The organism is Neisseria sp., from assembly GCF_030527965.1.
GTDB lineage: Bacteria > Pseudomonadota > Gammaproteobacteria > Burkholderiales > Neisseriaceae > Neisseria.
In genome coordinates this window covers 97,965-121,645 of sequence record NZ_JAUMZU010000004.1, presented here as the reverse complement: position 1 = coordinate 121,645, position 23,681 = coordinate 97,965, and the positions used below count along the sequence as shown (strand labels likewise).

Sequence of the window (23,681 nt, the reverse complement as noted above, 5' to 3'; positions counted from 1 at the left end):
TTCCAGCGATGGGTACGCCCGTCTTCGGCAAACGGGTTGAACAGGTAAACTTCCTGCCCCAACACTTCTTTGCGGTAGCCGCTGGTCAAATTGAAGTTTTCCTGCTTAATATCCAACACAACAACCGAACCTTGATAATGCAATAAATTGGGCACCACAATACCCACCCCCTTCCCCGAACGGGTCGGCGCCGCCAGAAGAGCAAACTGCTGGCCGTTGTAATACAGCAATTTGCCGTTTTGCTTGCCTACCACAAGGCTGGTGTCGCTTTGTTTCAAAAAGCCTGCCTTAGTCAAATCGACAAGATTGGAAAAACGCGCCTCGCCGTGCAAGCTGGGTGCCCGGTTTTTCCACAACGGAATCAGCAGAATCAGCCAGAGCAGCAAAGGCAAACCAAAGCCGACGGCACCTGACGTTTTAATCTGTAAAGCATAAGCGGCAACTCGCGGGAGATGCAGCTTGCTGAAATATTGGAAATAAGTGGTTATTCCTAATGGGGTGTTGTTCAATCTCAGCCATTGCAGCAAAATAAAGCCCGAAAGATAGTTACCAATCACTAAAGCAGATAGCAACAGGCTGCTCGAAAAAATTAGTTTATTGCGAATACTCAATTTCTTATAATCCTTAATATTGGTTACCTTCAACCCATACATGATTACATAAAAAGTTTAGAACTATAAAGAAACCATAATAAAAAAGGCAAAAGAGATATTTTTTATTTTAACTGACTCTTTTGCTTTCTTAATTTGAACCTATTGCATAACTGAATTAAAATCAATATCCTGTGCAGTATATATATTAATCAAAGTACCTTGGTTGATTGTAACCGTATTAGGTCTCGAGTTATTACGCTCTAACTGGTTAATTGCCATCTGTTTTAAAGTATTTGCTGTTTCACTTTCATAGGGATTGGTAACGGTAGTATCATTATTAGTTACTGTTTGCCCATTAGGACCATATTCAGCAGCAGCATATTTGAAAACATCTGATATCATGCTAATAAGAAGAGCTGAAGCTAAACGCGACTGCCAGTGAGTCCGAAGATCTCCAACATGCCCTGCCGCTCCTAAGTTGTCTACGCCAGGGGATCGCAATGTGATATCCAACCCATCAGGAGTGATAATTCTATCCCACATAACAGCCAGACGAGGACTAACAGGATTCGTTGAACCATATTGTCCCATGACTTTAGAACCTTTTGGAATCAGCGAATATTGCCCATTTGCCGAATATACTGGCTCAGTAATAATACAAGAAGTAAACCCAGAAACATCAGAAATAATTTTCGTTTCCAAAACACAACGCAAATAAGTTCCCTGCACCAATAATTTATCGCGATTTGGTAGAGCACGAACAGAGGCCGCTCCGGCTTGTCTGCCTTCTGTTGCCCCCCCTTCTATAAACGTACCGCTCTCCTTCCCGTCATCCTTCAAACCATCTAATTGTTGTGACGCTATTGCAGACAAAGCTTGAGGGGATGTCGGTGGTTGGTAATTTTCAGTATCAACCACTGAAGGAGGTGCAATAGTTGGGGGAGGTGTAATATTTAATGGCTGGTGACTACGTTCCTCTTTCGGCTGGGATGCTGCAGTATTATTTGCCAAAGGGATAGAAGAAGTAGGAGCTTGAGGAATGTCAGGAGGCAAATCAGGGACAGTGACTACTTCTGCCCGCTCAACTTTCTGCTCCTCTTCAGGTTGCTGCAACATTTGATATGCAAAAACCATCAATCCGATTACACCCAGCCCAGCTATAGCTATAAAAGCAATAGCCTTCTTATTAATTGTTTGACCTATAGGATTATTTAATTGAGGAGCATTTTCCTCTAATTGAGACATCTGCTCTTTCTCATACTGTTCTGCATATGGGTTATTGCCATCTTCAGAATTATGATCACTATTATTTTCAAATTGATCCGACATAATTAATTTCTCCGCAAACCCACAACATCTTTACCATGCCTTAAAACCAGAACAGGATAAGTACCGTGTACAATAATAGTATTGTCTTCAACATTACTATTCAACACAAACTCTTCTCCATGCTCACTCTTCCGACCATAAACAGTAGGAAAATCTCCAGAAAACTTACCTTTATTCAAATAAATATAAGTGAACTTCTCATCATCATATATTTTTAAAGGAACAAGCCACTCCGCACCTTTACCTATCGCCACGTCATAATTGGTATGATATATTTTTGAAGGATCATAACGAAGGCTATAGCCTGATAGAGAGGAGGTTGGCAAGTTAAAATCAGTATAACTTGGATAGCGGAACTTAATTTTATAGTTAACCCCTTTTGACTTTACATCTGATAACGTCTTCCAATTGGATGAAACAACTTTTAACTCAAAAATATATTGATGAGCCTGTGTACGGACAATCAAATTGGTATCTACCGCACTATCTTTAGGTTTCAAATAAAACACATTTTCACGGCGCACCAAGTCCCACCCACCACTCAAACCGCTACCAAAATCCTTAACAACCTCCCTCGGGCTCAATTCAATTTGCGTAACAATCCCCAGCGCAGTATGAACAGGATAGGTAGCATCCGGCTCAAAAAAATACTCTTCAACCGAAGATGCATGAGCGATTTGTACCAAACTTAAAACAATTCCGCCTAAGCAAAAATAGTTTATTTTAGCTTTCATTATTGCTCCCTTCCGCTATTTACAGCAGACGCAGCTGTCCCATTATTGTCGCTACTGGATAAATTATTACCAATCTCCGGAATCTTATTCAATAAACCATCCAATCCCTCTTTTGGAATGGAAGTGCTAGTATCCGGATCCACTCGATAAGAAGTGACTTGAAAACCAAGTGGGTTTACCATGCGATATTTTTCATCCATCTCCAAGTTTGAATTATAAGTATAAGTTAAAGTAGCTACATTACTATCTATATACCTAAGGCTACCATTTGCTTTATCCAAAATAAACCTTTGGAACCTTACTGTTGCACTGGCATCTCTGCCATTGGCTTTTCCACTATTATTAAGTACGATACTTAAAATTTTTACCCTAATTGATCTGGCTGGACCATAAACATTAAAGGGGCTATTCGGATTCCCTTTATTCATCGTATTACGATAAGTATTAGATACCGATGGCACAGACATTGCATATACCACAGCCCAATCATTATCATAAATAAGCTGACTATCAAATGATTCTCGAGCGATGACAAAGTGAGTAATATTACTTTTATTAACCGCTTCACTCATAGTAATATTGTTTTCTCCCCAATTCCCCTTAAGTTTTGCTACGGTGGCCTGACCCGTATAAGCATCAGCCATTACCAGATACGGTTCTTTTTCCTTCAATGGCAATACATAAAATAATCCGCCAATCAGGCAAATAGATATAAAGGTTGAAACACCCGCTACCATCCATGCTCGTTTCTCGTTTTTTCTACGGACATCCACTAAAGTAGACTCAAAATCTAAAGACTTTCTTACTACTTTATCTAAATCTGCCGACTGCTTTTTTTTCATATCTGGTTTTCCAACTAAAAAATTAAACACACTCAAATTACATAAAGAAATTATCTTTTATCTACTTTACTTTTGCCTTTGGTTTTAACGGCAACACCCATCTTCTTATATGCCATGATAACACCGTCTTCTATATAAAAAACCATACCTTTGTCGCTATACATCTCCGTGAGCTCACTCAAAGCATTTTGTAGGCTTTGTTGCTTAATTTCTTTTACTCGCTTAAACAGCGTAAAGTCATAGGTATTATCATAAACCAAAGGCATATTTGCTTCCTCAGCCCACCGTTCCAACAATCCTTTAACTGTAGTATCTAATTGCACCACCTCATAGACATGCGGTTTAATCAATGGAATTGCTACAGACTCTTCTGGCAAATCATTCAATGGTTTCCAAGAATTGGGAAAATCCGGAGCCTTTGGGGCCGAGCATCCAGCTAGAAAGACGGTACAAAAAAACAGTAAAGAAAATGGTTTTCTCATCAAAAAACACCTATAAAATTATAAAAATAATTCTCCAAATAAACCAAGAACCAATTTATGTGGCAAACCAACAACAGAAGAACAAATTTACAAATCAACTAGTTATTTCGCTCATTTCCTCTCAAAGGCAATTAGTTTTAAAAACCTATGGGTTCAGCTATATATTCAAATTGATTGTGCATCGCATATAGCACCAAACGTCAATTATTGGCTTTCTATAAACTAACTCTTTTGAAAAGATTTTCAAGATTTCTAAATTTCAGCGACTTTATTAAAAAAACTAAGCCCATAGCCACTTACTTTAATAACACAAAGGATAGTTACAAACAACACAAAATGCAAACATAAAAAAGCTATTTGTAATACATTTTAAATTGTGGTAAATTTTGCGTCAATCAATTAATTTTAGTTAGTACAGTAATGGTTTTTGCTTGCCCAAATTTAGCCGTTCCGATAGATATCATGCAACACGTTGTGTCTGTTGAATCATCGGGCAACCCCTATGCAATCGGCGTAGTCGGCGCAAAACTACAAAGGCAGCCCAAAAATTTACCGGAGGCAGTTGCAACAGCAAAAATGCTGGAACAGAAAGGCTATAATTTTTCGCTCGGAATTGCACAAGTGAACCGATACAATTTATCAAAATACGGTTTAAAATCATATGAGCATGCTTTCCAAGTTTGTCCCAATTTACATGCAGGCTCTCATATCTTAAGAGAATGTTTTGAACGATCAAAAGACTGGGGGAAATCATTTAGCTGTTATTATTCAGGAAATTTTGTCACAGGCTTTCGTCACGGATATGTTCAAAAAATTTTCAACTCTATGAGAAAAAACGCTTTTTCCTTGCCTTATCCTGCCAATGGCTCCCAGGCAATACCTCTAGTAACTAATTCCTTTAATCGCACTCAACAAACATCAGTATATAAACAAAAAAATATTGTTGATGCTACAACAAACAGCAGCCCAAGCGTTATAATAAAAAATGCATCTGATAGTACAAATAAAGCTCCAACAGCACAGAAAATTAACAGTAATGCGTATGTTCGTAAAAGAAAAGAAAATCATGCCAACAATAGTTTGCCACCGCCGGCTCAAGCCCAATTAACCAACCAAGCTCCGATGGAGGCTGTCAAAACTCAAACCAACACAGATAATGCTTTTGTATTTTAAGTAGTATGCTTTAATCAAATATTTTTCACCTAAAACACCTAAAAAAGGAAATCTCATGAAAGTATCCAAAAAATCATCTTGGTTAACCACAGAAAACGCAGTATCGTTCGCAATAGTTGCTGCAGTAGCTCTAGCCCCTGCCATGGGCTTTGCAGCCGATGCGACAACTGGCTCTGAGTTCGCTTCTAAAACTGGAGGAGCATGTGAATTTGTTAGAAATATTCACACCGTTTTGAACCTTATATCAGTAGCTGTTGTAACTATTGCTATTATTTTTGCAGGCTATCAGATTGCATTTGCCCATAAACGCATCGCAGATGTTGCTCCTATTTTGATTGGCGGCGTATTAATTGGAGCAGCCGGTCAAATTGCAAAAATGCTTGTAACCACAACCCAATCTTGTGACACTGCTTCTGCCATTCAAATTATGCAACACTTTGTATAATCCACTATGCAAAAAAACATTGTTTTCAGGGGATGCACTCGCCCGGCTACTTTTTTGGGCGTGCCCTACATTCCCTTTTTTATCGGAGCCGGTTCAGGATTGATGCTCGGTATGTATTTTAATATGTTTTACTTATTAACCATCCCCTTCATCATCCTCATCATGCGGCAAATGACCAAGCGAGACGACATGATTTTTCGTTTTCTGGGTTTGCGTTTGAAATTCAAACTCAAGGCACGGCATCGTGAAGAACTTCCCGATACTTGGTGTTTTTCGCCAAATGAATACCGTCGTCCTCCGAAATAAAAGCATCCGGTGCATTACTGCATAAGTGTAAATGTACCGGATGAATTTCATATTTCATATTAAAGAATTTCATTTTAAATTTATTAAGTTATTGAAAATGTTTACTCCGGATTCCCCTATCAGCCAATTTGTAACTCTTTCTACTCATGTTTCCCCTACTATAGTTAAAACAACAGGGGGAGACTACCTGACCACATGGCACCTTTCCGGCCTCCCCTTCGTTGGGCGAGAAGAATGGGAATTGGAGCATAAACACAACACTTTTAATCGTTTACTGCAAACTTTAAGAGCTCCGGATTATGTCAATGTTGCTTTCTGGGTACATGATATCCGCCGGCATCGCAGTATTAATTTACAGCCGAAATTCCAAGAACAGTTCAACCAAAAACTATCGGATAACTATTTCAATCGTTTATCCCAAGAAAATCTGATGAACAATGAGCTTTATCTCACCATGATTTATCGGCCTATCGTTGATGGTAAACGGTTTATTGACAAATCAGGAGACATTAACCGGCTTCGCAGTGAACAAGAACAAGCCATCAGCAAATTAAATGAGCTGGCAACCAACCTTGAGGCCGTATTAAAAGACTACATGCCTTACCGACTCGGCATGTATGAGGGAAAAAACGGTCAAATATTTTCAGAAACATTGGAGCTATTCGGTTACATTCTCAACCGTGTTAATGACCCAGTTCCTGTATTAGAAGCCCCTGTCTACAACTATCTACCGCTTAGCCGTCATTTATTTTCATCAAAAACGGGCGACTATATTGTTCGCTCTCCCGAAGGGAAAAACCGATACGGCGCCATGCTCAATCTCAAAGAGTATCCTGACGGCACTTATCCGGGCATTCTAAATGGCCTTAAATATCTGGATATGGAATACGTTATTACTCATAGCTTCAGCCCCATCAGCCGGTATGATGCTATGAAGACCCTTGAGCGTACTCGCGGCATGATGATTTCTTCCGGCGATAAATCTTTTACCCAAATTGCCGAACTGGATCATGCAATGGATCAACTTGCATCTGGCAATTTCGTATTAGGCGGCTACCACTTCAGCCTTGCTATTTATGCCGACAGCCAAGAACAGCTTTCACAAAACCTCGCGGCGGCTCGTGCCGAGCTCTCGAATGCAGGCTTTGTTACCACAAAAGAAGATTTAGCCGTTTGCGCCGCTTTTTATGCTCAATTACCAGGTAACTGGAAATACCGCACCCGCATTGCCAATTTATCTTCGCTCAATTTCTTAGGCCTTTGCCCTCTGCATAACTTTGCAACCGGCAAACGTGACCAAAACCCGTGGGGGCAATGTGTTACCGTTTTGCAAACCACCAACGGCCAACCTTATTATTTTAACTTTCATGCTACCCATGAAAGTGAAAACTCCGAAGGGGAAAAAGCCATTGCCAATACTATGGTTATCGGCAAATCCGGTACTGGTAAAACTGCATTGATCAATTTTCTGCTTAGCCAAGTACAGAAGTACGATCCTAAACCCACTATTTTCTTTTTCGACAAAGACCGAGGCGCTGAAATTTTCGTCCGCGCTTGCGGCGGCACTTATATGGCTTTGGAAAGCGGCCAACCTACCGGCTTTAACCCTTTCCAATGTGAAAACACCGAAACCAACGTGCAATTTTTGTGCAACCTGATGAAGCAATTAGGCGGTAAAGATCATTATACTGCTGCGGAAGACGCCGACGTATTGCGTGCCGTTCGCGCGATGCTTGATACGCCTATGCATCTGCGCAATATTTCCAACTTCCAAAAATCACTACCTAACACAGGCGATACTTCGCTCTACGCCAATATTCGGAAATGGACGCAAGGCAACAGCTTGGGTTGGGTATTCGACAATCCGCAAGACCGCATCGACTTTACCAACGCCAACATTATCGGCTTCGACTACACCGATGTGATTGAAAATCCTCAAGTGCGCGATCCGATTATTACTTATCTCATTCACCGCATGGAAAGCTTAATTGACGGCCGACGTTTTATTTATATTATGGATGAATTCTGGAAAATTCTTGATGGTGAAGGCGGCTTGAAAGAATTTGCCAAAAATAAACAGAAAACCATTCGTAAACAAAATGGTTTGGGCATTTTCGCTACCCAATCACCCGAAGACGCTCTAAAAAGCGATATTTCTGCGGCTCTGATTGAACAAACCGCAACCATGATTCTCTTGCCCAACCCTAATGCAGACCGAGGGGATTATATTGAAGGCCTCAAACTAACCGATGCCGAATATCAAGTGGTAAAAAGCCTAGATGAACGTTCCCGCTGTTTTCTGGTCAAACAAGGTCATGCTTCTGCCGTTTGTCAGCTCAATCTGCGCGGCTTTGACGACGAATTAGCCGTGATTTCTGCCAGTACCGACAATATCGATATTATGGATAGAATCATTAAAGAAACTGCGACAGAGCATGGTATTGAATTAAACGCCGTGCATCCGGAACAATGGCTGCAAGATTTTTATAACAACCGCAAAGGCTCAGGAAAAAGAAGCTCCTCTGCCGAAGTGCAAAAAAATGCCGTCTGAAACTAAAAATTTGGGTGAAAAAAATGAAAACAAAATTCTCAATCCGCAAAACAGCCATTGTTATATCTGCCAGCATCATATTGGCCACACAACCGGTCTTGGCTACCGGCATCCCCACCTTTGACGCAGGGGCTGTTGCGCAAGCGATACAACAACTTCTACAAAACTTTGAGCATTATGCAAAAACATACAAACACTGGAAAAGCGAAGCAAAGCACTGGACAGCAGAACTGAATGCAAAAATACGCGGAGCCCTTTCCAGACTGGATAGAGTGAAACCCACCCCTGAGATGACGCAAGAAGAATTTAAGCAAATTTTTGATGGCCGTAATTTAAGATGTGCCGGCCTGAATAATGAAGACTCAAAAAAACTCTGCTTCGAAGCCGTGAGATTGGATAAACAAGAAATAGATCTGTATTTCGAAGCAGAAAAAGCGGTCAGCCAGCTGATGACAAAGCTTGATGCAACATGGGAAAACTACCAAAAGAATGTAGGCGGAAAAAATAATACGGAGCAATTGAAAAGTATAGAAGATGATCTTGATAATCAGCTTCAAGCCATTGAAATTGCGATGAAAAGCTATGATCATAAAATCAAAATGCTACAAGCCCGGCAAAAAATGGTTGAAAAATCCAGAATAGAAGTGGTTCAGAGCCAGATACAAGGCGCACCGCCCAATGCAGTAACCACCAACATTGCCAAAGTTGCTACACAGGGTGCCGCCGTCTTGTTTTTGAGCTCCAGAACAGAGGATTATAAAAACAGAGCGAAAGGCCTTCGCAAAGAAAGCGCTAATAGATCCAAAAATATGTTTTGATTTTCGTTTTCAGAAAGATAAATTAATATGGGAAATCTAATTTCGGGGGCTGCCGAGCTGGCACTCTACACTAGTATCCGCGATTATATCTATGCTCGGATAGAATATCTGACTGAGCATGTATTATCTAAAAATCTTACTCTGGCCTTAATCATTATCATCAGCCTGCTCACTGTATGGGTAATGATTCAGGGTTTTATGATTGCCACCGGTCGCAGCCAAGAAGGCCTGAAAGGCTTCGCCTTCAATCTAGGCAAAACCTATTTTATCGTTGCCATGGCTTTGGGCGTTGCTTCATCCAGCGGATTTGCCTTACGCACCTTAACCGATACTCTTGCCGACGGCATGTCTGAAATCATGCGCGGCGACAGTAAGGCCGGCAGCGCATGCCTGACTAAAAGCACCGACAGCTTCGTTGGCTGTAAAATCGACCAAAATCTTACTATGACCCAATCCCTTATGGGATTGATGAATAGAATTGATACCGTGGAAGGCGATGAAACGATTGCCCAACAGATCAACCAAGCCAAATGGTTTGCAGGGGTGGGCTCCGCAGGGCCCGGAGTTGTGGCCGGTACCATGCTGATTGTGTTCCGTATTACCATGGCGCTGTTTATCGGCTTCGGCCCCATCTTTATTCTCTGCCTGCTGTTTAAAAAAACTGCTCCCTTATTCCAAAGATGGCTTCACTACGGCCTAGCCACCATGTTTGCCGGGGTTACGCTGGGCGTGATGGCAGATATCGCGACGGACTTAGTTAGCAATGTAAGCTATGCCTTATTTTTTGGAAAAGAGGCCTTTTCCTGGGTCGGTGTTAATGTTAACGGCCTGATGGATATGGCCACTCAGCAACTCGGCCTCGGCATTATTCTTTCCACTCTGCTGATTACGGTGCCGCCTCTGGCCGGCGCATTCTTCAATGGCTTGGCCGGCTCTGCTTCCGGTTATAATGTTTTCTCCGGCTTTGATAAAAGCGACAAGAAAAACCAAGTCAACCCGAATGTTGACGGCGGGGCCAGTTATCAGTCGACAGGAGGGCAAAACTCGGCAGGGGCTAATTTACAGAAACCAGTAAGCAGTATCACTAATCAAGCAAGAAACGTATGGCTTTCAAATTCCAACACCCAATCCACCGATGCACTCAAAAGTTCATCAAGTACCAATCCACTGAACCCAACAAAATAGTGGGGCCAAATAAAGGAGTTTAAACATGAAACGATTTATCCCCATCTTATTATTAGGGTTCTCTGCTCCTGTTACACTCGCTTGTGGTTCGGTAAGCGACCCTCATTGTATGGAACCTGTATTACATGACCCCAACTCGCCCCATTATATTGGGGGGAATGGCGGTGGCGGTTACAGCGCACCTAGCCCAAGGAAAGTCATCACCATCAGAATACCTGATTCATGGGGGGCTATATCTCTGAATAATAAAACTCATATTATGGATAACATGATAGAGCAGCCCAGTGAAAGGGCAGCAAAGAAAAAAGTCTTGGAAAGTTGCCGACAGCGAAGTCCTGATGATGCAAAAGACGCCTGCACGACCATATTCACTTTTCGCAACGGATGGGCAACCGTTGCAGAAGGTAAAACCCCCAAAGGCTGGTATACTGTGCCAGCAACAGGGCCAACCAAAGAAGCAGCGGAAGCCAATGCCGTTGCCGAATGCACAAAAGACGGGGCTAAAGACTGTAAAATTATCGTGCCAACTTTTGCTTCGCTGCCCAAATAAAGCTTACCTTGATATTCAGACAGGCATTCGTATCAATGCCTGTCTGAAAACTTTTATAGAAAGAACATGGATTCCCTACGCACCCAATCCACCGATGCACTCAAAAGTTCATCAAGTACTAATCCGCTGAATCCTATAAAATAATGAACCCGAATAAAGGAGTTTAAACATGAAACGATTTATCCCCATCTTATTATTAGGGTTCTCTGCTCCTGTTACACTCGCTTGTGGTTCGGTAAGCGACCCTCATTGTATGGAACCTGTATTACATGACCCCAACTCGCCCCATTACCTTGGAAATGAGGGAAGCAGTTACAGCGCACCTAGCCCAAGAAAAGTCATTACCATCAGAATACCAGATTCTTGGGGGGCCATATCTCTAAATCAAAAAACCGGTACCCTAGAAAATACGCTTAACCAGCCCAGCAAGAAAGCGGCAGTGAAAAAAGTGCTGAAAACCTGCCGAGAGGAAAGCTCTGATGATACAAAAGACGCCTGTGTGACCCTATTCACTTTCCGTAACGGCTGGGCAACCGTTGTAGAAGGTAAAACTCCAAAAGGCTATTTTACCTACGCAGAAGGGGGCCCTACCAAGGAAACAGCGGAAGCTAATGCCATCGCCGGATGTAAAAAATACGGTGGCACAGACTGCAAAATCATTGCTCCGGCTTTTGCTTCGCTGCCCAAATAAAGCTCAACTTGATATTCAGACAGGCATTCGTATCAATGCCTGTCTGAATACTTTTATAGCTTAGTCTTTCAGTATTTAGAAAAAGCATAGATTCCCTACACACCCAATCCGCCGAACCCTATAAAATAATAGCCACAAATAAAGGTGTTTAAATATGAAACGATTTATCCCCATCTTATTATTAGGGTTCTCCGCCCCTCCCGCACTTGCTTGTGGTTCGGTAAGCGACCCCCATTGTATGGAACCTGTATTACATGATCCCAATTCGCCCCATTATCTTGGGAACGAAGGAAGTAGCTACCAACAACCTTCAAAAAAAGTTATTTTGATCAAAAAACCTGATGCTTGGGGCGGGGTTTCTATCAACAAGTTGACAGGTTCTATGTACAACACAATAGAGCAACCGAGTAAAAAAGCTGTAGAGAAAAAACTTATTGAAATATGTGAAAGCGAAAGTACTGTAAAAGGTAAATGTCAAGTAATCTTAGCATTTGCTAATGGCTGGGGAGCTGTAGCAGCCGGTAAAGATACTACTGATTACTTTACGTTTGGCTCAGCAGGAAATACTGCTGCCGAAGCAGAAACTGCTGCCATAGCAGGTTGTCAAAAACATGGGGCAAGAAATTGCAAAATTACTGCCCCAACTTTTTCTTCACTACCTAAATAAAACGACCTTACTTTTTCAGACAGGCTTTTCTATTAAATGCCTGTCTGAAAACTTTTATAGCTTAGTCTTCCAGTATTTAGAAAAAGCATAGATTCCCTACGCACCCAATCCACCGATGCGCTCAAAAGTTCATCGAGTACCAATCCGCTGAATCCTATAAAATAATGGCCCCAAATAAAGGAGTTTAAACATGAAACGATTTATCCCCATCTTATTATTAGGGTTCTCTGCTCCTGTTACACTCGCTTGTGGTTCGGTAAGCGACCCTCATTGTATGGAACCTGTATTACATGACCCCAACTCACCCCATTACCTTGGAAATGAGGGAAGCAACTACCAGCAACCCTCAAAAAAAGTTATCTTGATCAAAAAACCTGATGCTTGGGGAGGAGTATCTCTAAATGAAACAACAAGTACCCTATACAATACGGTAGAACAACCAAGTCCCAAAGCCACAAGAAAAAAATTGCTGGAAATCTGCAAAGAAGAGAGTAGAAAAGCCAATGTCAAAGAAGCATGTAGTGTAACCTTGGTTTTTTCAAATGGTTGGGGAACCGTTGCGGCAGGGGAGACACAAAATGGAAACTTTTCATTTTCAGCCTCTGGGGCAACAAAGGAAGAAGCAGAAGCTAATGCTATAGCAGGTTGTATGAAGTATGGAGCAAAAAACAAAGTCAGAAGTTGCAAAATCATTGTTCCAACTTTTTCTTCACTACCTAAATAAAACGACCTTACTTTTTCAGACAGGCTTTTCTATTGAATGCCTGTCTGAATACTTTCAATACAACCTGAAAGGTTTTGCATCCAATCTGGGCAAAACCTACTTTATCGTTGCCATGGCTTTGGGCGTTGCTTCATCCAGCGGATTTGCCTTACGCACCTTAACCGATACTCTTGCCGACGGCATGTCTGAAATCATGCGCGGCGACAGTAAGGCCGGCAGCGCATGCCTAACCAAAAGCACCGACAGCTTCGTGGGCTGTAAAATCGACCAAAATCTTACTATTACTCAATCCATTATAGGCTTGATAAATAAAATAAAGACTTGCCCTTGCAAAATATCTCTCTCCTCTTCTAGAATCAACAAACTTCAAACAGCTTTAATAATTTAATAAGGGGAATCATCATGAAAAAAGCGATATTAGCGGCCTTTCTGGCATTGGCTTTCGGAGTATCTATTGCCAAGCCTTATCCGCAACATGATGTAAAACAAGATGTCTTGGGCAATAAACGTTTCAACCTTGCCGCCGCCGAACGAATTATGCAGGATATCAGCGAGCATGCACGCGATTATCCTACCCGTTTTGACAACGAAGCAGATAAAAAGCGTGCCGGGGCTGATGCGGTTCAATTGTCGAACATTTATCGGGCTTTATTAAGAGCAGGGGTTGTTAAGCCCAAAGATGCGGCATATCCTTCAACACTTCGGCATATCGCCCGCTTGGGCTGGATGGCTTATAACATGGACGTGAATGTACCGGTTACAGCGCAAATCGCCGACGAACACTATCGCTTATTGTTAAGTGCGCTGCCATCCAAGTCTGAAGAGCAAGCCAAAATGCAGACCGAATATGGCATTTTTCTGGACGCTATCGGCCAAAACGGCACGGCGATAAAGATGTTGAAACAATCTTTAAATAATGGGAATGCGGCAGCTCGCAAGCCTTTGGCGATGGCATTGATCGGGCATGGGAAGAAAGAAGAAATCATTGCCTTAATGCGAACTTATACGAAAGAGTTTCCTCAGGATAAACAGGCAAAAGATTTGCTTCATGCATTGGAAAACGGGCAGATTAAGCTAAAGGTTATTCCATAAAACTTGGAATATCAATATGGCGGCTGCCATGCCAAACCGCCTGCTTTGTTGATTATTCTCTTTTTCAGACAGCCTTTTCGGTGAGAAAGGCTGTCTGAAAAACATCAGGCGCCCAAGCAATATTCTTATCTATTTTAAAGCGGCATCTTGTATCATATCATTTTGAACGCCCACTCTTATATCATTCTCAAATTACAAAATGTTAAACCGCTATCTGGCTCTGGCCATCAATGAATTCAGGTCTTTATTCACCATCAGTCCAAACCGCCGCCCCGTCGGATTGGCTATCTCGTCCGCGTTGTCGTTGGGGCTGCCGTTATTTATCGGTCAATATTTCGGCCATCCGAACTACGGGCTGGTTTCCAGCCTGGGCGGTTTGATTTTCCTTTATCTTCCGGGCACCCATCTGATTCATCGCATGATCAGTATGTTGTGCATTACTTCATTAATATCCGGCTGCTTTTTTTTCGGGCTGATCGCATATCATTTCCCTTTGCTGCACATCCCCGTTGCTTTTTCTATGACCATGCTGGTAGGTATTTTATGCCGTTTTTTCAACGTGCCGCCACCACGCATTATGTTTTTTCTGATGGCCGCCATGATTGGCATGTATCTGCCGCATCCGGTTGAGGCCATACCTTTATTGACTGGGCTGCTGTTTCTCGGCGCGCTGAATGCCTGCCTGATTGCATTTGTTTATAGCCTTTTCCGCTTATGGAAAGGCGATACCGTACAGCCGCCTCCTGAAATGGATAAAGATATACACGGGGTTGTTGTGAGCGCGCTGATTATTGCCGCCTTCACGGCCGGGGCTTTGACGCTGGCTGAAATTTTGCAATTGGATCGGCCTTATTGGGTACCGATTTCCTGCATCGCCATCATTCAAGGGCTGGACTTTCGGACGGCCTGGACGAGACAACTGCATCGGATTATCGGCACGACCTTGGGGCTAGGTTTGACCTGGCTGCTGTTGTTGCTGCCGATAAACGGCTGGTGGGTGTGCTTGTTGCTTACCTGCTTGAGCTTTATTACTGAACTGTTGGTGGTTCGGCATTATGCGGCTGCGGTCATTTTTATCACGCCACTCACCATTTTCCTTGCGGAAGTGGGCGCCCGCACCCATTTAGACCCCTCTGCCTTGATGGCTTCGCGCTTCATCGATACGGTATACGGCTGCTTGTTTGGTTTAGCGGGCGCTTGGTTCTTGTATCAGAGCGGAAAGCAGGAAAAATGGACACAATGGTTGAAAAAGCGGTTTTAGAAATCAATAAAAATGCCTGTCTGAACACATTTTCAGACAGGCATTAATTAATTATCAGCCCACATCACAAGAAACCCGAATATTAATCGGATAAAAAGGCTGTTTCGCCGATGCTTTCAATCTGCCAACCCGCTCCGTCGAATAACAGACGGGAAACGGAAGCATTATCGACGCTGCGGTATTCGATACAGTCAAAATCAATGCTTTTCAAAATTGCCGTAATCGACATCCCGTGCGACACCACCAACACCCGCGATAAGCCGCTGCTTTTTTCCGCCACTTCAGCCATGCCGCGTTTCAGGCGGCCGACAAAACGCGCCTCGTTTTCAGCCAAACCCAACGGGTCGGCCACGGCAACGGTTTCCGCCAGAAGATGATGCCTGGCATTGCGGTAAGCCTGCAACCACGTTTCCTCATCCGGCAGATTCAAAGCGGCGGCCATGATTTCATGAAAACGGCCGTTCAATTCGCCTTCCAAGCCGCCGAAACAGTATTCGCGCAAATCCGGTAGCTGAATTGGCGACAGATCGGATTGCAACGCATTGGCCAAAATAATGCGGGCGGTTTCCGCTGCTCGCGGCGCCGTGCTGGAAAAAGCGGCGTCGAAACGAATGCCGCGTTCGGCCAGGCCGCGCCCCAGACGCGCCGCCACATCGCATCCTTCCGGCGTAAGCGGCGAATCGCTCCAACCCTGCAAGCGGCCGGTCGTATTGAATACGGTTTTTCCGTGGCGAACCAAATAAACTTCCAAAGCCATATTTCCAATCCTTGTTAAAATATTTTCAGACAGGCTTTCAGCCGTATCAGCGACATCCGACAAACCGTGGCTCGCAAAAACCTCCCCGCCTGCGCTTGTTCACAAACCGCGCTACTTCATCTTGCCTGTTTGGGGTGTCACCACCATCAAAGTTTCCCGCTTGGCGTTAAGCAGGCGAGCGGCTTCTTGAATATCCTGCATGCTGACCTGCGCCAACCGGCTGCGCAAAGCAGCTTCATCGCGATAGCTGAAGCCGTGGCTTTCCAGCGTGCCGATAAGCCGGGCTTGCGAATCCATCGAATCTTTACTGAAAATCTCAGAAGCTTCCATCTGCGAGCGTACGCGCGCCAGCTCCTGCTGGCTAACGCCGTTGGCCGCAATATCGGCGATTTCACGACGAATTTCATCGGCCAAACTCTGCACGCTGGTGCCGGCGGAAGGCATCGCGGTTACCATAAATAAAGAGGAAGCGCGGGCAAACATCTCGTAGGAAGCGCCGATATCGGCGGCTTTCTGGCGACCGCGCACCAGATTTTTCTGCAATCGGCTGGAACTGTTGCCGCCGAGAATATCGCTCAGCATATCCAGTGCATAAGGCATTTTGTCGTCCAAATGATGCAAGGCTGGTACCCGATAAGCCAGCATAAAGATGGGCTGGGCGGTAATCGCCTGCGTGCTGCCCGATTGCTGCGTGCGTACCTGAGCTTCGTCCAGCGAATTGCGGCGCGGCAGTTTGCGCGAGGGAATCGCTGCAAATTGTTTTTCCACTTCAACCATGGTTTGCTCGGCATCCACATCGCCCACAATCACTAAAGTGGCGTTATTGGGTGCATACCAAGTATGATACCAACGGCGCAAATCATTTGGCTTAAGTTTATCCAAATCGGCCGCATAGCCAATAACCGGCGCACGATTGGCAGGCTTTTGATACACTTTAAGCAGCAGATGCTCCCACAGCTTGCCGGAGGGGCTGTCTTCCGAACGCATCCGCCGCTCTTCGCGGATAACCTTCATTTCGTTGTTAAAGTCGCGGTCGCTGAAATTCAGATTGACCATGCGGTCGGCTTCCATTTCCAACACTTTCGGCAGGTTTTTAACCGCCACGTCGGTAACGTATACCGTTTCTTCGCGCGTGGTGTAGGCATTATCGCGCCCTCCGAGTTCGGCCACGCGGCGTGAAAACTCACCGGAAGGCACTTTCGCCGTACCCTTAAACATCATATGTTCGAGCGCATGGCTCAGGCCGGTTTTGCCTGGCGCCTCGTCAAGACTGCCCACTCTAAACCACATCCGCGACACCGCTACCGGCGCGCGCTTGTCTTCTTTGATAATCACGTTCATACCGTTGGGCAAGGTGCGTTTGAGCGTTTGGGCACCGGCAGGCAGGGTAACGGCCAGCATAAAAGCAAGCAAAGTTGGGCGTAACATACGGTTTTTCCTATATCAAAACACTGGCATCATAAAACAAAAAGGCCCGATTGGAAAAGCACACGGCAAAGCCTGTCTGAAAAACCGGCGTAAAATTTACTCGCCAGACAGGCTTGAACGTTTCATAATCTGCGCTTTACGATAATGATTCACACACAACCATGACCGCTCTGAACATTACCCACGCATACAAAACTTATGCCAACGGGTTTACCGCGCTGCAAGATGTCAGCTTTGATGTTGCGGAGGGCGAATTTTTCGCCCTGCTCGGCCCTAACGGCGCGGGCAAAACCACGTTGATTTCCGCCATGGCAGGCCTTATCCGACTCTCCGCCGGTCATATTTCGATAATGGGTTTCGACACAGTCAACCAAGCGCGGGAAGCACGCATGAATTTGGGCGTTGTGCCGCAAGAATTGGTTTACGACCCATTTTTTACTGTACGCGAAGCACTTCATTTTCAATCGGGTTACTTCGGCATTAAAAAAAATGATGATTGGATAGACGAAATCCTTGCCAATCTCGGCCTCGAAGACAAAGCCGAAACCAATACGCGCAATCTCTCCGGCGGCATGAAACGCCGCGTGATGGTGGCTCAGGCTTTGGTGCACCGCCCGCCGGTTATCGTTCTGGACGAACCAACCGCCGGCGTAGACGTGGAATTGCGCCAAAGCCTCTGGGCCTTTATGCGACGGCTCAACCAGCAAGGCCACACCATCATCCTGACCACACATTACCTTGAAGAAGCTGAAGAAAACTGCCGCCGCATCGCCGTGATGAAGAAAGGCCGGCTGGCCGCACTCGATAAAACTGAAAACCTGCTTCACGACGAAAAAGGCGTCAGAGCGGAAATCTTGCTGGATGCGGCACTGCCTGAAATTTTGAGCGGGAAAGTAGAGCAGCAAAACGGCCTGCAATACATTTTGCGTTTAGCAAGCTATAGCGAGCTGGCCGACATGCTGATTTGCCTGAAAACAGCAGGCGTAGGCATGGTGCATATGAGTATTCTGGAAAAAGACTTGGAACAGGTGTTTACCAAACTGGCGGGAGAAGCCCGATGAACATGACCGGATTTTCCACTCTGCTGCGCAAAGAAATCATGCGCTTTACCAAAGTGTGGCTGCAAACCATAGGAGCGCCGGTTTTAACCGCCCTGCTTTATCAGCTGATTTTTGCACAGGCCATCGGCAAGCATGTCGAAGTTCTGCCCGGCGTCGCCTATAACGCTTTTCTGATTCCCGGGCTTGTGATGATGAGCATGATGCAAAACGCTTTTGCCAACAGCGCATCCAGCCTGATTCAGTCTCGCATTACCGGCAATCTGGTTTTTATTCTGCTGCCGCCGATTTCCAACGCCGCATTCTTTCTAGCTTACGTTGTCGCCAGCGTGTTGCGCGGGTTGGTTGTCGGCGCGGGGGTTCTGGCAGCTACCGTATGGTTCGGCCTGCCGATGCCGCATAATATCGGCTTTATATTGGCGTTTGCCTTAAGCGGCTGCCTTTTCATGGCATCGCTAGGCTTGCTGGCCGGCATCTGGGCGGAAAAATTCGACCAATTGGCCGCCTTTCAAAACTTCCTGATTATGCCGCTTACGTTTCTCTCCGGCGTGTTTTATTCCATTGCCAACCTGCCGGCATTCTGGCAAGCGGTCAGCCACGCCAATCCGGTGTTTTACATGATAGACGGCTTCCGCTACGGCTTTTTCGGCGCGTCCGACGCATCGCCTTGGCTTTCGCTTACCGTGTCGGCCGGTTTCGCCGTTGCCGTGTCGGCCGTTACGTTCAAAATATTGCAATCCGGCTGGAAACTGCGAGCTTAAAAGCCTGTCTGAAAACATCGCAACACAAACCCCCTGCTGCGAAACTGCAAACAGGGGGTTATTTTGTACGGCACACCAGCAATCAGCGGATAACAAAGCTGCTAAGGGTTTAAATAAGACATCGGGTTGACTGCTTTGCCATTCACCCGCACCTCAAAGTGCAGCTTCACGCGGTCGGTCTCGCTGTCGCCCATCGTACCGATTTGCTCGCCCGCTTTGACGATTTGATCTTTTTTAACCAGAATCCGGTCATTATGCGCATAAGCGGTAAGCGTGCTGCGGTTATGACTGATGAGAATCAGTTTGCCATATCCTCTTACGCCTTCTCCGGCAAACAACACTTTACCTCCCTCGGCCGCTTTCACCGGCGTGCCGCGTTCTCCGGCAAAATCGATGCCTTTATTGGTAGTTCCGTTATAATTGGCGATAATCTGGCGGTTATCAACCGGCCATTGCATCGGAATCGCCGTATTAATCGGTTTCACTTCCCGAGCACCCGAATTGGGGCCGGTTTTGTTGCTTACTTTAATCACTTGGCCGACTTCAATGTTGGTCGGATCAGACAGATTATTCCACTTGGCCAGCGTAGCGGCGCTTTGGCCAAAACGCAAACCGATGCGGTATAAATTATCACCGCTTTGAATACGGTAATAACCGGGCGGCACGGGTCCGGTGCTACTCGGCCCGTTGACACAGGCGGCGGTTGACAGAATGGCGCAGGTCAAAGCAGCCTGCACAAATCGGGAAAAAATAGCGTTCGTTTTCATAGGTTGCTAAGGATAAACAAATCCGTTGGTTTTGGCGCCTGCTTTACCTTTTTTTACGGCGGCAGGCACATGTGGTATTGCTTGAAAACCGAGGCTTTGCCGTTATGTTAAAAGCCATCGTGAAGAAGGATTCATTATATGCAATATTTTGGCGTTTTATTTCTGGTCATGCTGTTTATGGAAATCATGTCCATTGTATGGATGGCGGATTGGCTGGGCGGCGGTTTAACGCTTTTTTTGATGATTGGCAGCTTTATTCTCGGAACATTCATGCTGCGGCGCATCGGTGCTTCCGGCATCCTGCTCGCGGCGGCAACCGTACGCGGCGGCGGCAAAGTATCGTTCTATCAATTACTCTGGCCTATCCGCTACGCCGTCGCTTCGGTTTTGCTGATGAGCCCGGGTTTTGTTTCCACGCTAAGCGCTGTTATCCTGATGTTGCCTTTTAAAGGCAAACCGGTTGCCGACTTAAGCGGTGCACAAGGTTATACCGATAACAGCCATGGTGGTTTCAGCTATACAAACCAAGCCGGCGGCAACGCCGACGACATTATCGAAGGAGAATACACCGTAACCAGCGATTCTGCCAACCGCAAAACACCGGATTATTTGGAAGACAAATCAAAATAGCCTCAACCATTCAAAATGCCTGTCTGAAAACATTTTCAGACAGGCATTCATTTTTATAAGTTTATAAGCTTATTTTTTCGCTTTCACTTCGGTTACAAAGCCAACTTTGCCAACACCTGCATCTTTGGCCGAATTCAACGCTTGAGCTACGGCATTGTAAGATACGTCTTTATCCGCATCAATCGCCAGAATCACATCAGGGTTTTTCGACTTGGCTTCTTTGAGCACTTCGTCCAAATCTGCCTGAGAGGTTTCTTTGTCATCTAAAAAATATTTGCCGTTCACATCAATCGCCAGGCGCAAAGGCTCTTTAGGCTCGTCTTTCGGCTTCGCCTGCTCCGAGGCTGTCGGCAGCTGGATGGGGATAGAATGGGTTAGCACCGGCATGGTAATCATGAATACAATCAAGAGCACCAGCATCACATCGACCAGCGGCGTCACATTCATATCCGCCATCGGCGCATCATCGCCATGTTCCATATTTCCAAAAGCCATAACAGGTTACTCCTTATTATTCAGAATCTGAACATACAATTCGTGTGCGAAAGACTGCATATCCTGCCCTAATTTTTTATTACTGCGCACCAAAAAGTTATAAGCCAACACCGCAGGAATCGCCACGAACAAACCGAATGCGGTTGATACCAACGCCTCGCCAATCGGGCCGGCCACAGCCGCAATACTCATTTGCCCACTCTGGCTGATGTTAATCAGCGCATGGTAAATGCCCCACACCGTACCAAACAGGCCGATAAACGGCGCGGTTGCGCCAATCGAAGCCAGCGCAGTCATACCACCCTCAAACTGACGCATAATGGCTCCGCTTTTATGATGAATCTGGCGCATCACAAATTCATTTAACGGCAGATGCGCAGTCAGGTCATTTGAATTGCCGCTATGGTAAAGCTTATTCGCCCGCACCACATCAACCAGCAATTCGCCCATCGGCGAGCTGGCCTCTCCCGCCATCTTCTCGGCATCCTTCCAAGATTTATTCGACCAAACCGCACCATGAGTCTGCGCATTCGCAGATTTGGCCTTCATCAATTTCAGAACGCGGATGATGATAATCGTCCAAGTCGAAATACTCATCAACACCAAAATCACAAACACCGAAATCAAAACGGCATCGCCCGATTGGAATATTAAAGATAAATTCATAAATGCTTCCGTTACTAAAAATAAATCGATTCTTGTTAAACTATTTTTTCAGGCAGGCCTTTGCAACAGGCCTCCGGCATATAAAAATGCAGTGTAAATCAGTTTAAAGAGAAAGAAACGTTGCCAACGTAAACGCCGGGGCCGCTGAACTTACTACTGTTACGCACGGTACGTTTAGCTTCATTATCCAACCGCGCATAACCGCTGCTCTTAACAACTTCAACGCTAACGCTTCCGCCGGGGCTGACCGTTGCCTTCAAGCGAACCACGCCCTCTTCGCCGATTTCTCTGGAGATGCTGGGATAATTCGGCACGCCGAACGAGCCTACATTTTTCACACCACCAGAACCAGATCCGCCACCGGAACCCGAGCCAGGGCCCGTCCCAGAACCTTTACCGGAACCAGAGCCCGAGCCAGATCCAGAACCTGAACCAGATCCGTTGCCGGTGCCTTTACCAGTGCCCATGCCGCTGCCATTACCACCGGCTTCCGTTTTATTACCGCCGTTGGCTCCGCCGCCCGGTTTTTGAACATATTCATCAACACTCGGCTTCGCTGCTTTCGGCTTAGGTTGAGGCTCATTTTTTACCGGAGGAACCGGTTCGGGTTTAGGCTCCGGTTTCGGTTCAACTTTCGGCTCGGGTTTAGGTTCGATTTTTGGTTTAACCTTAGGTTCGGGTTTTGGTTTCGTTTGAAAATCAGCCTCTTTCCGGGTCTCTTTCACAGTGGCGATTTTCGGCTTGGCCGTTTCAACTTTTTTCTCTATCGGCTTGGGCTTAGGTTTAGGCTTTTCCACCGGCTTCGGTTCCGGTTTCGGATCGGGCACAACTTCTGACGGAGCCGGCTCGCCACCTGCACCGCCGCCTCCGCCTCCGCCTCCCGCATCACCTAAATCGACGAATTCAATTTCCATGATTTCGGCCGGCTTCGGGGGCGTCACTTTCCACAATGCCACAATCAGTCCAACGTGTAACAAAGTTACCAGCAGCAAGACTGAGGGCTTTAAAATTCGTTCGTTATCCATAGAGAGCGCATCTTAATAGCAACCATTTCCATTTGCAAATGATTTTCATATTTCTAAGGAACTCCTACCTTTTATCATTTTTTTTTACCGAATAATAAAATGCCTGCCTGAAAAATGTTTTCAAACAAGCATTTGGCATAAACAATCGATTACACGACTAGAATTTATATTGCATAAAATAGTTTGTCGAATGGCACAATCAATGTCTGTTACATCTCAGAAAACCGTTTTATTCACATTTTAAATCTTTAGCGATTTGATTGAATTGCTCGTTCCCTGCTTTACAAGACTGCTCCTGCTCCGATTCGGACAATTGCATGATGCCTTTCTGGGTTTCCGCCAAACCGGCTTTTAAAGACTCTCCGGCGCCGCCCGCTTTTTCAAAGCATTGGTTCATTCGCTCAAAATAAGCCTCGCATCCTGCCGAAAGTTTGCCGGAAGCAGGGGCAGACGCGTCGGCACCGCCCGAAGCAGGCGCAGCAGGCGCGTGGTTTTTATTTTCTCCGCAGGCGGCCAATGCAAACGCAGCGGCAACGATAACAGCAAATAACGGTTTTTTCATTTTATAGAATTCTCTCTTTAAATATGGTTGAAATCATGATTATATATTTTAAATCAGCCTGTTATATCAAACAGGCATTTTCATTCTAA

Annotated in this window: 28 protein-coding genes; 16 read left to right on the top strand and 12 right to left on the bottom strand. The window is 45.2% G+C overall.

Features of this window, described 5'->3' with window-relative positions; translation table 11 throughout:
- From Q4A84_RS03230 to Q4A84_RS03210, 5 genes are all read right to left on the bottom strand, one after another.
- The coding region (locus tag Q4A84_RS03230; RefSeq protein ID WP_303087494.1) for a type IV secretory system conjugative DNA transfer family protein at nucleotides 1-611 on the bottom strand (611 nt) is incomplete at its 3' end.
- Between the two features lie 141 nt (nucleotides 612-752).
- Nucleotides 753-1,922 (bottom strand): TrbI/VirB10 family protein, encoded by a 1,170-nt coding sequence (locus Q4A84_RS03225; protein ID WP_303087493.1) that lies wholly within the window; start codon nucleotides 1,920-1,922, stop codon nucleotides 753-755.
- A gap of 2 nt (nucleotides 1,923-1,924) precedes the next feature.
- Nucleotides 1,925-2,656, bottom strand: a complete 732-nt coding sequence (locus Q4A84_RS03220; RefSeq protein WP_303087492.1) for a TrbG/VirB9 family P-type conjugative transfer protein — start codon at nucleotides 2,654-2,656, stop codon at nucleotides 1,925-1,927.
- Nucleotides 2,656-3,498, bottom strand: a complete 843-nt coding sequence (locus tag Q4A84_RS03215) for a virB8 family protein (RefSeq protein WP_303087491.1) — start codon at nucleotides 3,496-3,498, stop codon at nucleotides 2,656-2,658. Before Q4A84_RS03215 ends, Q4A84_RS03220 begins: the two co-directional genes overlap by 1 nt.
- Before the next feature lie 50 nt (nucleotides 3,499-3,548).
- A complete protein-coding gene (locus tag Q4A84_RS03210) occupies nucleotides 3,549-3,980 on the bottom strand; it encodes a hypothetical protein (RefSeq protein ID WP_303087490.1) in 432 nt (143 codons plus the stop codon).
- Between the two features lie 462 nt (nucleotides 3,981-4,442).
- Between Q4A84_RS03210 and Q4A84_RS03205 the strand changes: the two genes are divergently transcribed.
- The 13 genes from Q4A84_RS03205 to Q4A84_RS03145 all read left to right on the top strand — a co-directional run bounded on the left by Q4A84_RS03205 (nucleotide 4,443) and on the right by Q4A84_RS03145 (nucleotide 15,443).
- Nucleotides 4,443-5,153 (top strand): lytic transglycosylase domain-containing protein, encoded by a 711-nt coding sequence (locus Q4A84_RS03205; RefSeq protein WP_303087489.1) that lies wholly within the window; start codon nucleotides 4,443-4,445, stop codon nucleotides 5,151-5,153.
- Nucleotides 5,154-5,208: 55 nt separating this feature from the next.
- A complete protein-coding gene (locus Q4A84_RS03200; RefSeq protein ID WP_303087488.1) occupies nucleotides 5,209-5,598 on the top strand; it encodes a TrbC/VirB2 family protein in 390 nt (129 codons plus the stop codon).
- Nucleotides 5,599-5,604: 6 nt separating this feature from the next.
- Entirely contained in the window at nucleotides 5,605-5,904 is a 300-nt protein-coding gene (locus Q4A84_RS03195) for a type IV secretion system protein VirB3 (RefSeq protein WP_303087487.1), read from the top strand.
- Between the two features lie 97 nt (nucleotides 5,905-6,001).
- The gene (locus Q4A84_RS03190) at nucleotides 6,002-8,455 is read left to right on the top strand and encodes a VirB4 family type IV secretion/conjugal transfer ATPase (protein WP_303087486.1); all 2,454 of its coding nucleotides are present in this window, start codon (nucleotides 6,002-6,004) and stop codon (nucleotides 8,453-8,455) included.
- A gap of 23 nt (nucleotides 8,456-8,478) precedes the next feature.
- Nucleotides 8,479-9,273 carry a hypothetical protein gene (locus tag Q4A84_RS03185; RefSeq protein ID WP_303087485.1) on the top strand — a complete coding sequence of 265 codons (795 nt, stop codon included), beginning with the start codon at nucleotides 8,479-8,481 and terminating at the stop codon, nucleotides 9,271-9,273.
- Nucleotides 9,274-9,300: 27 nt separating this feature from the next.
- On the top strand, nucleotides 9,301-10,458 hold the full coding sequence (locus tag Q4A84_RS03180; protein WP_303087484.1) for a type IV secretion system protein: 1,158 nt from the start codon (nucleotides 9,301-9,303) through the stop codon (nucleotides 10,456-10,458).
- Between the two features lie 25 nt (nucleotides 10,459-10,483).
- Nucleotides 10,484-11,008, top strand: coding sequence for a DUF4189 domain-containing protein (locus Q4A84_RS03175; RefSeq protein WP_303087483.1), 525 nt, complete (start codon nucleotides 10,484-10,486; stop codon nucleotides 11,006-11,008).
- A 169-nt stretch (nucleotides 11,009-11,177) separates the two neighbouring features.
- Nucleotides 11,178-11,699, top strand: a complete 522-nt coding sequence (locus Q4A84_RS03170; protein ID WP_303087482.1) for a DUF4189 domain-containing protein — start codon at nucleotides 11,178-11,180, stop codon at nucleotides 11,697-11,699.
- 154 nt (nucleotides 11,700-11,853) lie between these two features.
- Complete coding sequence (locus Q4A84_RS03165; protein WP_303087481.1) at nucleotides 11,854-12,366, top strand: DUF4189 domain-containing protein; 513 nt, start codon at nucleotides 11,854-11,856, stop codon at nucleotides 12,364-12,366.
- A 190-nt stretch (nucleotides 12,367-12,556) separates the two neighbouring features.
- The gene (locus Q4A84_RS03160; RefSeq protein ID WP_303087480.1) at nucleotides 12,557-13,090 is read left to right on the top strand and encodes a DUF4189 domain-containing protein; all 534 of its coding nucleotides are present in this window, start codon (nucleotides 12,557-12,559) and stop codon (nucleotides 13,088-13,090) included.
- A complete protein-coding gene (locus Q4A84_RS03155) occupies nucleotides 13,059-13,478 on the top strand; it encodes a hypothetical protein (protein ID WP_303087479.1) in 420 nt (139 codons plus the stop codon). The genes Q4A84_RS03160 and Q4A84_RS03155 overlap by 32 nt, the downstream gene beginning before the upstream one ends.
- Before the next feature lie 14 nt (nucleotides 13,479-13,492).
- A complete protein-coding gene (locus Q4A84_RS03150) occupies nucleotides 13,493-14,182 on the top strand; it encodes a hypothetical protein (RefSeq protein ID WP_303087478.1) in 690 nt (229 codons plus the stop codon).
- A 199-nt stretch (nucleotides 14,183-14,381) separates the two neighbouring features.
- A complete protein-coding gene (locus Q4A84_RS03145; protein ID WP_303087477.1) occupies nucleotides 14,382-15,443 on the top strand; it encodes an FUSC family protein in 1,062 nt (353 codons plus the stop codon).
- Nucleotides 15,444-15,525: 82 nt separating this feature from the next.
- Here Q4A84_RS03145 and Q4A84_RS03140 read toward each other — a convergent pair whose 3' ends face one another.
- Both Q4A84_RS03140 and Q4A84_RS03135 read right to left on the bottom strand, forming a co-directional pair.
- The gene (locus tag Q4A84_RS03140) at nucleotides 15,526-16,200 is read right to left on the bottom strand and encodes a histidine phosphatase family protein (protein WP_303087476.1); all 675 of its coding nucleotides are present in this window, start codon (nucleotides 16,198-16,200) and stop codon (nucleotides 15,526-15,528) included.
- A 111-nt stretch (nucleotides 16,201-16,311) separates the two neighbouring features.
- A complete protein-coding gene (locus tag Q4A84_RS03135) occupies nucleotides 16,312-17,628 on the bottom strand; it encodes a pitrilysin family protein (protein WP_303087475.1) in 1,317 nt (438 codons plus the stop codon).
- Nucleotides 17,629-17,789: 161 nt separating this feature from the next.
- On the opposite strand from Q4A84_RS03135, the gene Q4A84_RS03130 reads away from it, so the two are divergent.
- Nucleotides 17,790-18,689, top strand: coding sequence for an ABC transporter ATP-binding protein (locus Q4A84_RS03130; RefSeq protein ID WP_303087474.1), 900 nt, complete (start codon nucleotides 17,790-17,792; stop codon nucleotides 18,687-18,689).
- The gene (locus Q4A84_RS03125) at nucleotides 18,686-19,447 is read left to right on the top strand and encodes an ABC transporter permease (protein WP_303087473.1); all 762 of its coding nucleotides are present in this window, start codon (nucleotides 18,686-18,688) and stop codon (nucleotides 19,445-19,447) included. The genes Q4A84_RS03130 and Q4A84_RS03125 overlap by 4 nt, the downstream gene beginning before the upstream one ends.
- A 101-nt stretch (nucleotides 19,448-19,548) precedes the next feature.
- Here the strand turns inward: Q4A84_RS03125 and Q4A84_RS03120 are convergent, their stop codons facing one another.
- A complete protein-coding gene (locus Q4A84_RS03120; RefSeq protein WP_303087472.1) occupies nucleotides 19,549-20,214 on the bottom strand; it encodes a M23 family metallopeptidase in 666 nt (221 codons plus the stop codon).
- A gap of 138 nt (nucleotides 20,215-20,352) precedes the next feature.
- Here Q4A84_RS03120 and Q4A84_RS03115 point away from each other — a divergent pair, with 138 nt between their 5' ends.
- Nucleotides 20,353-20,844, top strand: a complete 492-nt coding sequence (locus Q4A84_RS03115) for an FxsA family protein (RefSeq protein WP_303087471.1) — start codon at nucleotides 20,353-20,355, stop codon at nucleotides 20,842-20,844.
- A gap of 69 nt (nucleotides 20,845-20,913) precedes the next feature.
- Here the strand turns inward: Q4A84_RS03115 and Q4A84_RS03110 are convergent, their stop codons facing one another.
- The 4 genes from Q4A84_RS03110 to Q4A84_RS03095 form a co-directional block, all read right to left on the bottom strand.
- On the bottom strand, nucleotides 20,914-21,339 hold the full coding sequence (locus Q4A84_RS03110) for a biopolymer transporter ExbD (RefSeq protein WP_303087470.1): 426 nt from the start codon (nucleotides 21,337-21,339) through the stop codon (nucleotides 20,914-20,916).
- Nucleotides 21,340-21,345: 6 nt separating this feature from the next.
- The gene (locus tag Q4A84_RS03105) at nucleotides 21,346-22,005 is read right to left on the bottom strand and encodes a MotA/TolQ/ExbB proton channel family protein (RefSeq protein WP_303087469.1); all 660 of its coding nucleotides are present in this window, start codon (nucleotides 22,003-22,005) and stop codon (nucleotides 21,346-21,348) included.
- A 98-nt stretch (nucleotides 22,006-22,103) separates the two neighbouring features.
- On the bottom strand, nucleotides 22,104-23,030 hold the full coding sequence (locus Q4A84_RS03100) for a TonB family protein (protein ID WP_303087468.1): 927 nt from the start codon (nucleotides 23,028-23,030) through the stop codon (nucleotides 22,104-22,106).
- Between the two features lie 229 nt (nucleotides 23,031-23,259).
- Nucleotides 23,260-23,592 (bottom strand): DUF5339 family protein, encoded by a 333-nt coding sequence (locus Q4A84_RS03095; RefSeq protein ID WP_303087467.1) that lies wholly within the window; start codon nucleotides 23,590-23,592, stop codon nucleotides 23,260-23,262.
- Nucleotides 23,593-23,681 lie beyond the last annotated feature (89 nt).

Coding starts and splice junctions, on each gene's coding strand:
- Q4A84_RS03145 (WP_303087477.1), top strand. CDS start 14,382: ATGTTAAACCGCTATCTGGCTCTGGCCATCAATGAATTCAGGTCTTTA.
- Q4A84_RS03180 (WP_303087484.1), top strand. CDS start 9,301: ATGGGAAATCTAATTTCGGGGGCTGCCGAGCTGGCACTCTACACTAGT.
- Q4A84_RS03135 (WP_303087475.1), bottom strand. CDS start 17,628: ATGTTACGCCCAACTTTGCTTGCTTTTATGCTGGCCGTTACCCTGCCT.
- Q4A84_RS03120 (WP_303087472.1), bottom strand. CDS start 20,214: ATGAAAACGAACGCTATTTTTTCCCGATTTGTGCAGGCTGCTTTGACC.
- Q4A84_RS03200 (WP_303087488.1), top strand. CDS start 5,209: ATGAAAGTATCCAAAAAATCATCTTGGTTAACCACAGAAAACGCAGTA.
- Q4A84_RS03100 (WP_303087468.1), bottom strand. CDS start 23,030: ATGGATAACGAACGAATTTTAAAGCCCTCAGTCTTGCTGCTGGTAACT.
- Q4A84_RS03220 (WP_303087492.1), bottom strand. CDS start 2,656: ATGAAAGCTAAAATAAACTATTTTTGCTTAGGCGGAATTGTTTTAAGT.
- Q4A84_RS03190 (WP_303087486.1), top strand. CDS start 6,002: ATGTTTACTCCGGATTCCCCTATCAGCCAATTTGTAACTCTTTCTACT.
- Q4A84_RS03210 (WP_303087490.1), bottom strand. CDS start 3,980: ATGAGAAAACCATTTTCTTTACTGTTTTTTTGTACCGTCTTTCTAGCT.
- Q4A84_RS03140 (WP_303087476.1), bottom strand. CDS start 16,200: ATGGCTTTGGAAGTTTATTTGGTTCGCCACGGAAAAACCGTATTCAAT.
- Q4A84_RS03225 (WP_303087493.1), bottom strand. CDS start 1,922: ATGTCGGATCAATTTGAAAATAATAGTGATCATAATTCTGAAGATGGC.
- Q4A84_RS03165 (WP_303087481.1), top strand. CDS start 11,854: ATGAAACGATTTATCCCCATCTTATTATTAGGGTTCTCCGCCCCTCCC.
- Q4A84_RS03105 (WP_303087469.1), bottom strand. CDS start 22,005: ATGAATTTATCTTTAATATTCCAATCGGGCGATGCCGTTTTGATTTCG.
- Q4A84_RS03215 (WP_303087491.1), bottom strand. CDS start 3,498: ATGAAAAAAAAGCAGTCGGCAGATTTAGATAAAGTAGTAAGAAAGTCT.
- Q4A84_RS03130 (WP_303087474.1), top strand. CDS start 17,790: ATGACCGCTCTGAACATTACCCACGCATACAAAACTTATGCCAACGGG.
- Q4A84_RS03175 (WP_303087483.1), top strand. CDS start 10,484: ATGAAACGATTTATCCCCATCTTATTATTAGGGTTCTCTGCTCCTGTT.
- Q4A84_RS03150 (WP_303087478.1), top strand. CDS start 13,493: ATGAAAAAAGCGATATTAGCGGCCTTTCTGGCATTGGCTTTCGGAGTA.
- Q4A84_RS03160 (WP_303087480.1), top strand. CDS start 12,557: ATGAAACGATTTATCCCCATCTTATTATTAGGGTTCTCTGCTCCTGTT.
- Q4A84_RS03125 (WP_303087473.1), top strand. CDS start 18,686: ATGAACATGACCGGATTTTCCACTCTGCTGCGCAAAGAAATCATGCGC.
- Q4A84_RS03170 (WP_303087482.1), top strand. CDS start 11,178: ATGAAACGATTTATCCCCATCTTATTATTAGGGTTCTCTGCTCCTGTT.
- Q4A84_RS03205 (WP_303087489.1), top strand. CDS start 4,443: ATGCAACACGTTGTGTCTGTTGAATCATCGGGCAACCCCTATGCAATC.
- Q4A84_RS03195 (WP_303087487.1), top strand. CDS start 5,605: ATGCAAAAAAACATTGTTTTCAGGGGATGCACTCGCCCGGCTACTTTT.
- Q4A84_RS03115 (WP_303087471.1), top strand. CDS start 20,353: ATGCAATATTTTGGCGTTTTATTTCTGGTCATGCTGTTTATGGAAATC.
- Q4A84_RS03095 (WP_303087467.1), bottom strand. CDS start 23,592: ATGAAAAAACCGTTATTTGCTGTTATCGTTGCCGCTGCGTTTGCATTG.
- Q4A84_RS03110 (WP_303087470.1), bottom strand. CDS start 21,339: ATGGCTTTTGGAAATATGGAACATGGCGATGATGCGCCGATGGCGGAT.
- Q4A84_RS03185 (WP_303087485.1), top strand. CDS start 8,479: ATGAAAACAAAATTCTCAATCCGCAAAACAGCCATTGTTATATCTGCC.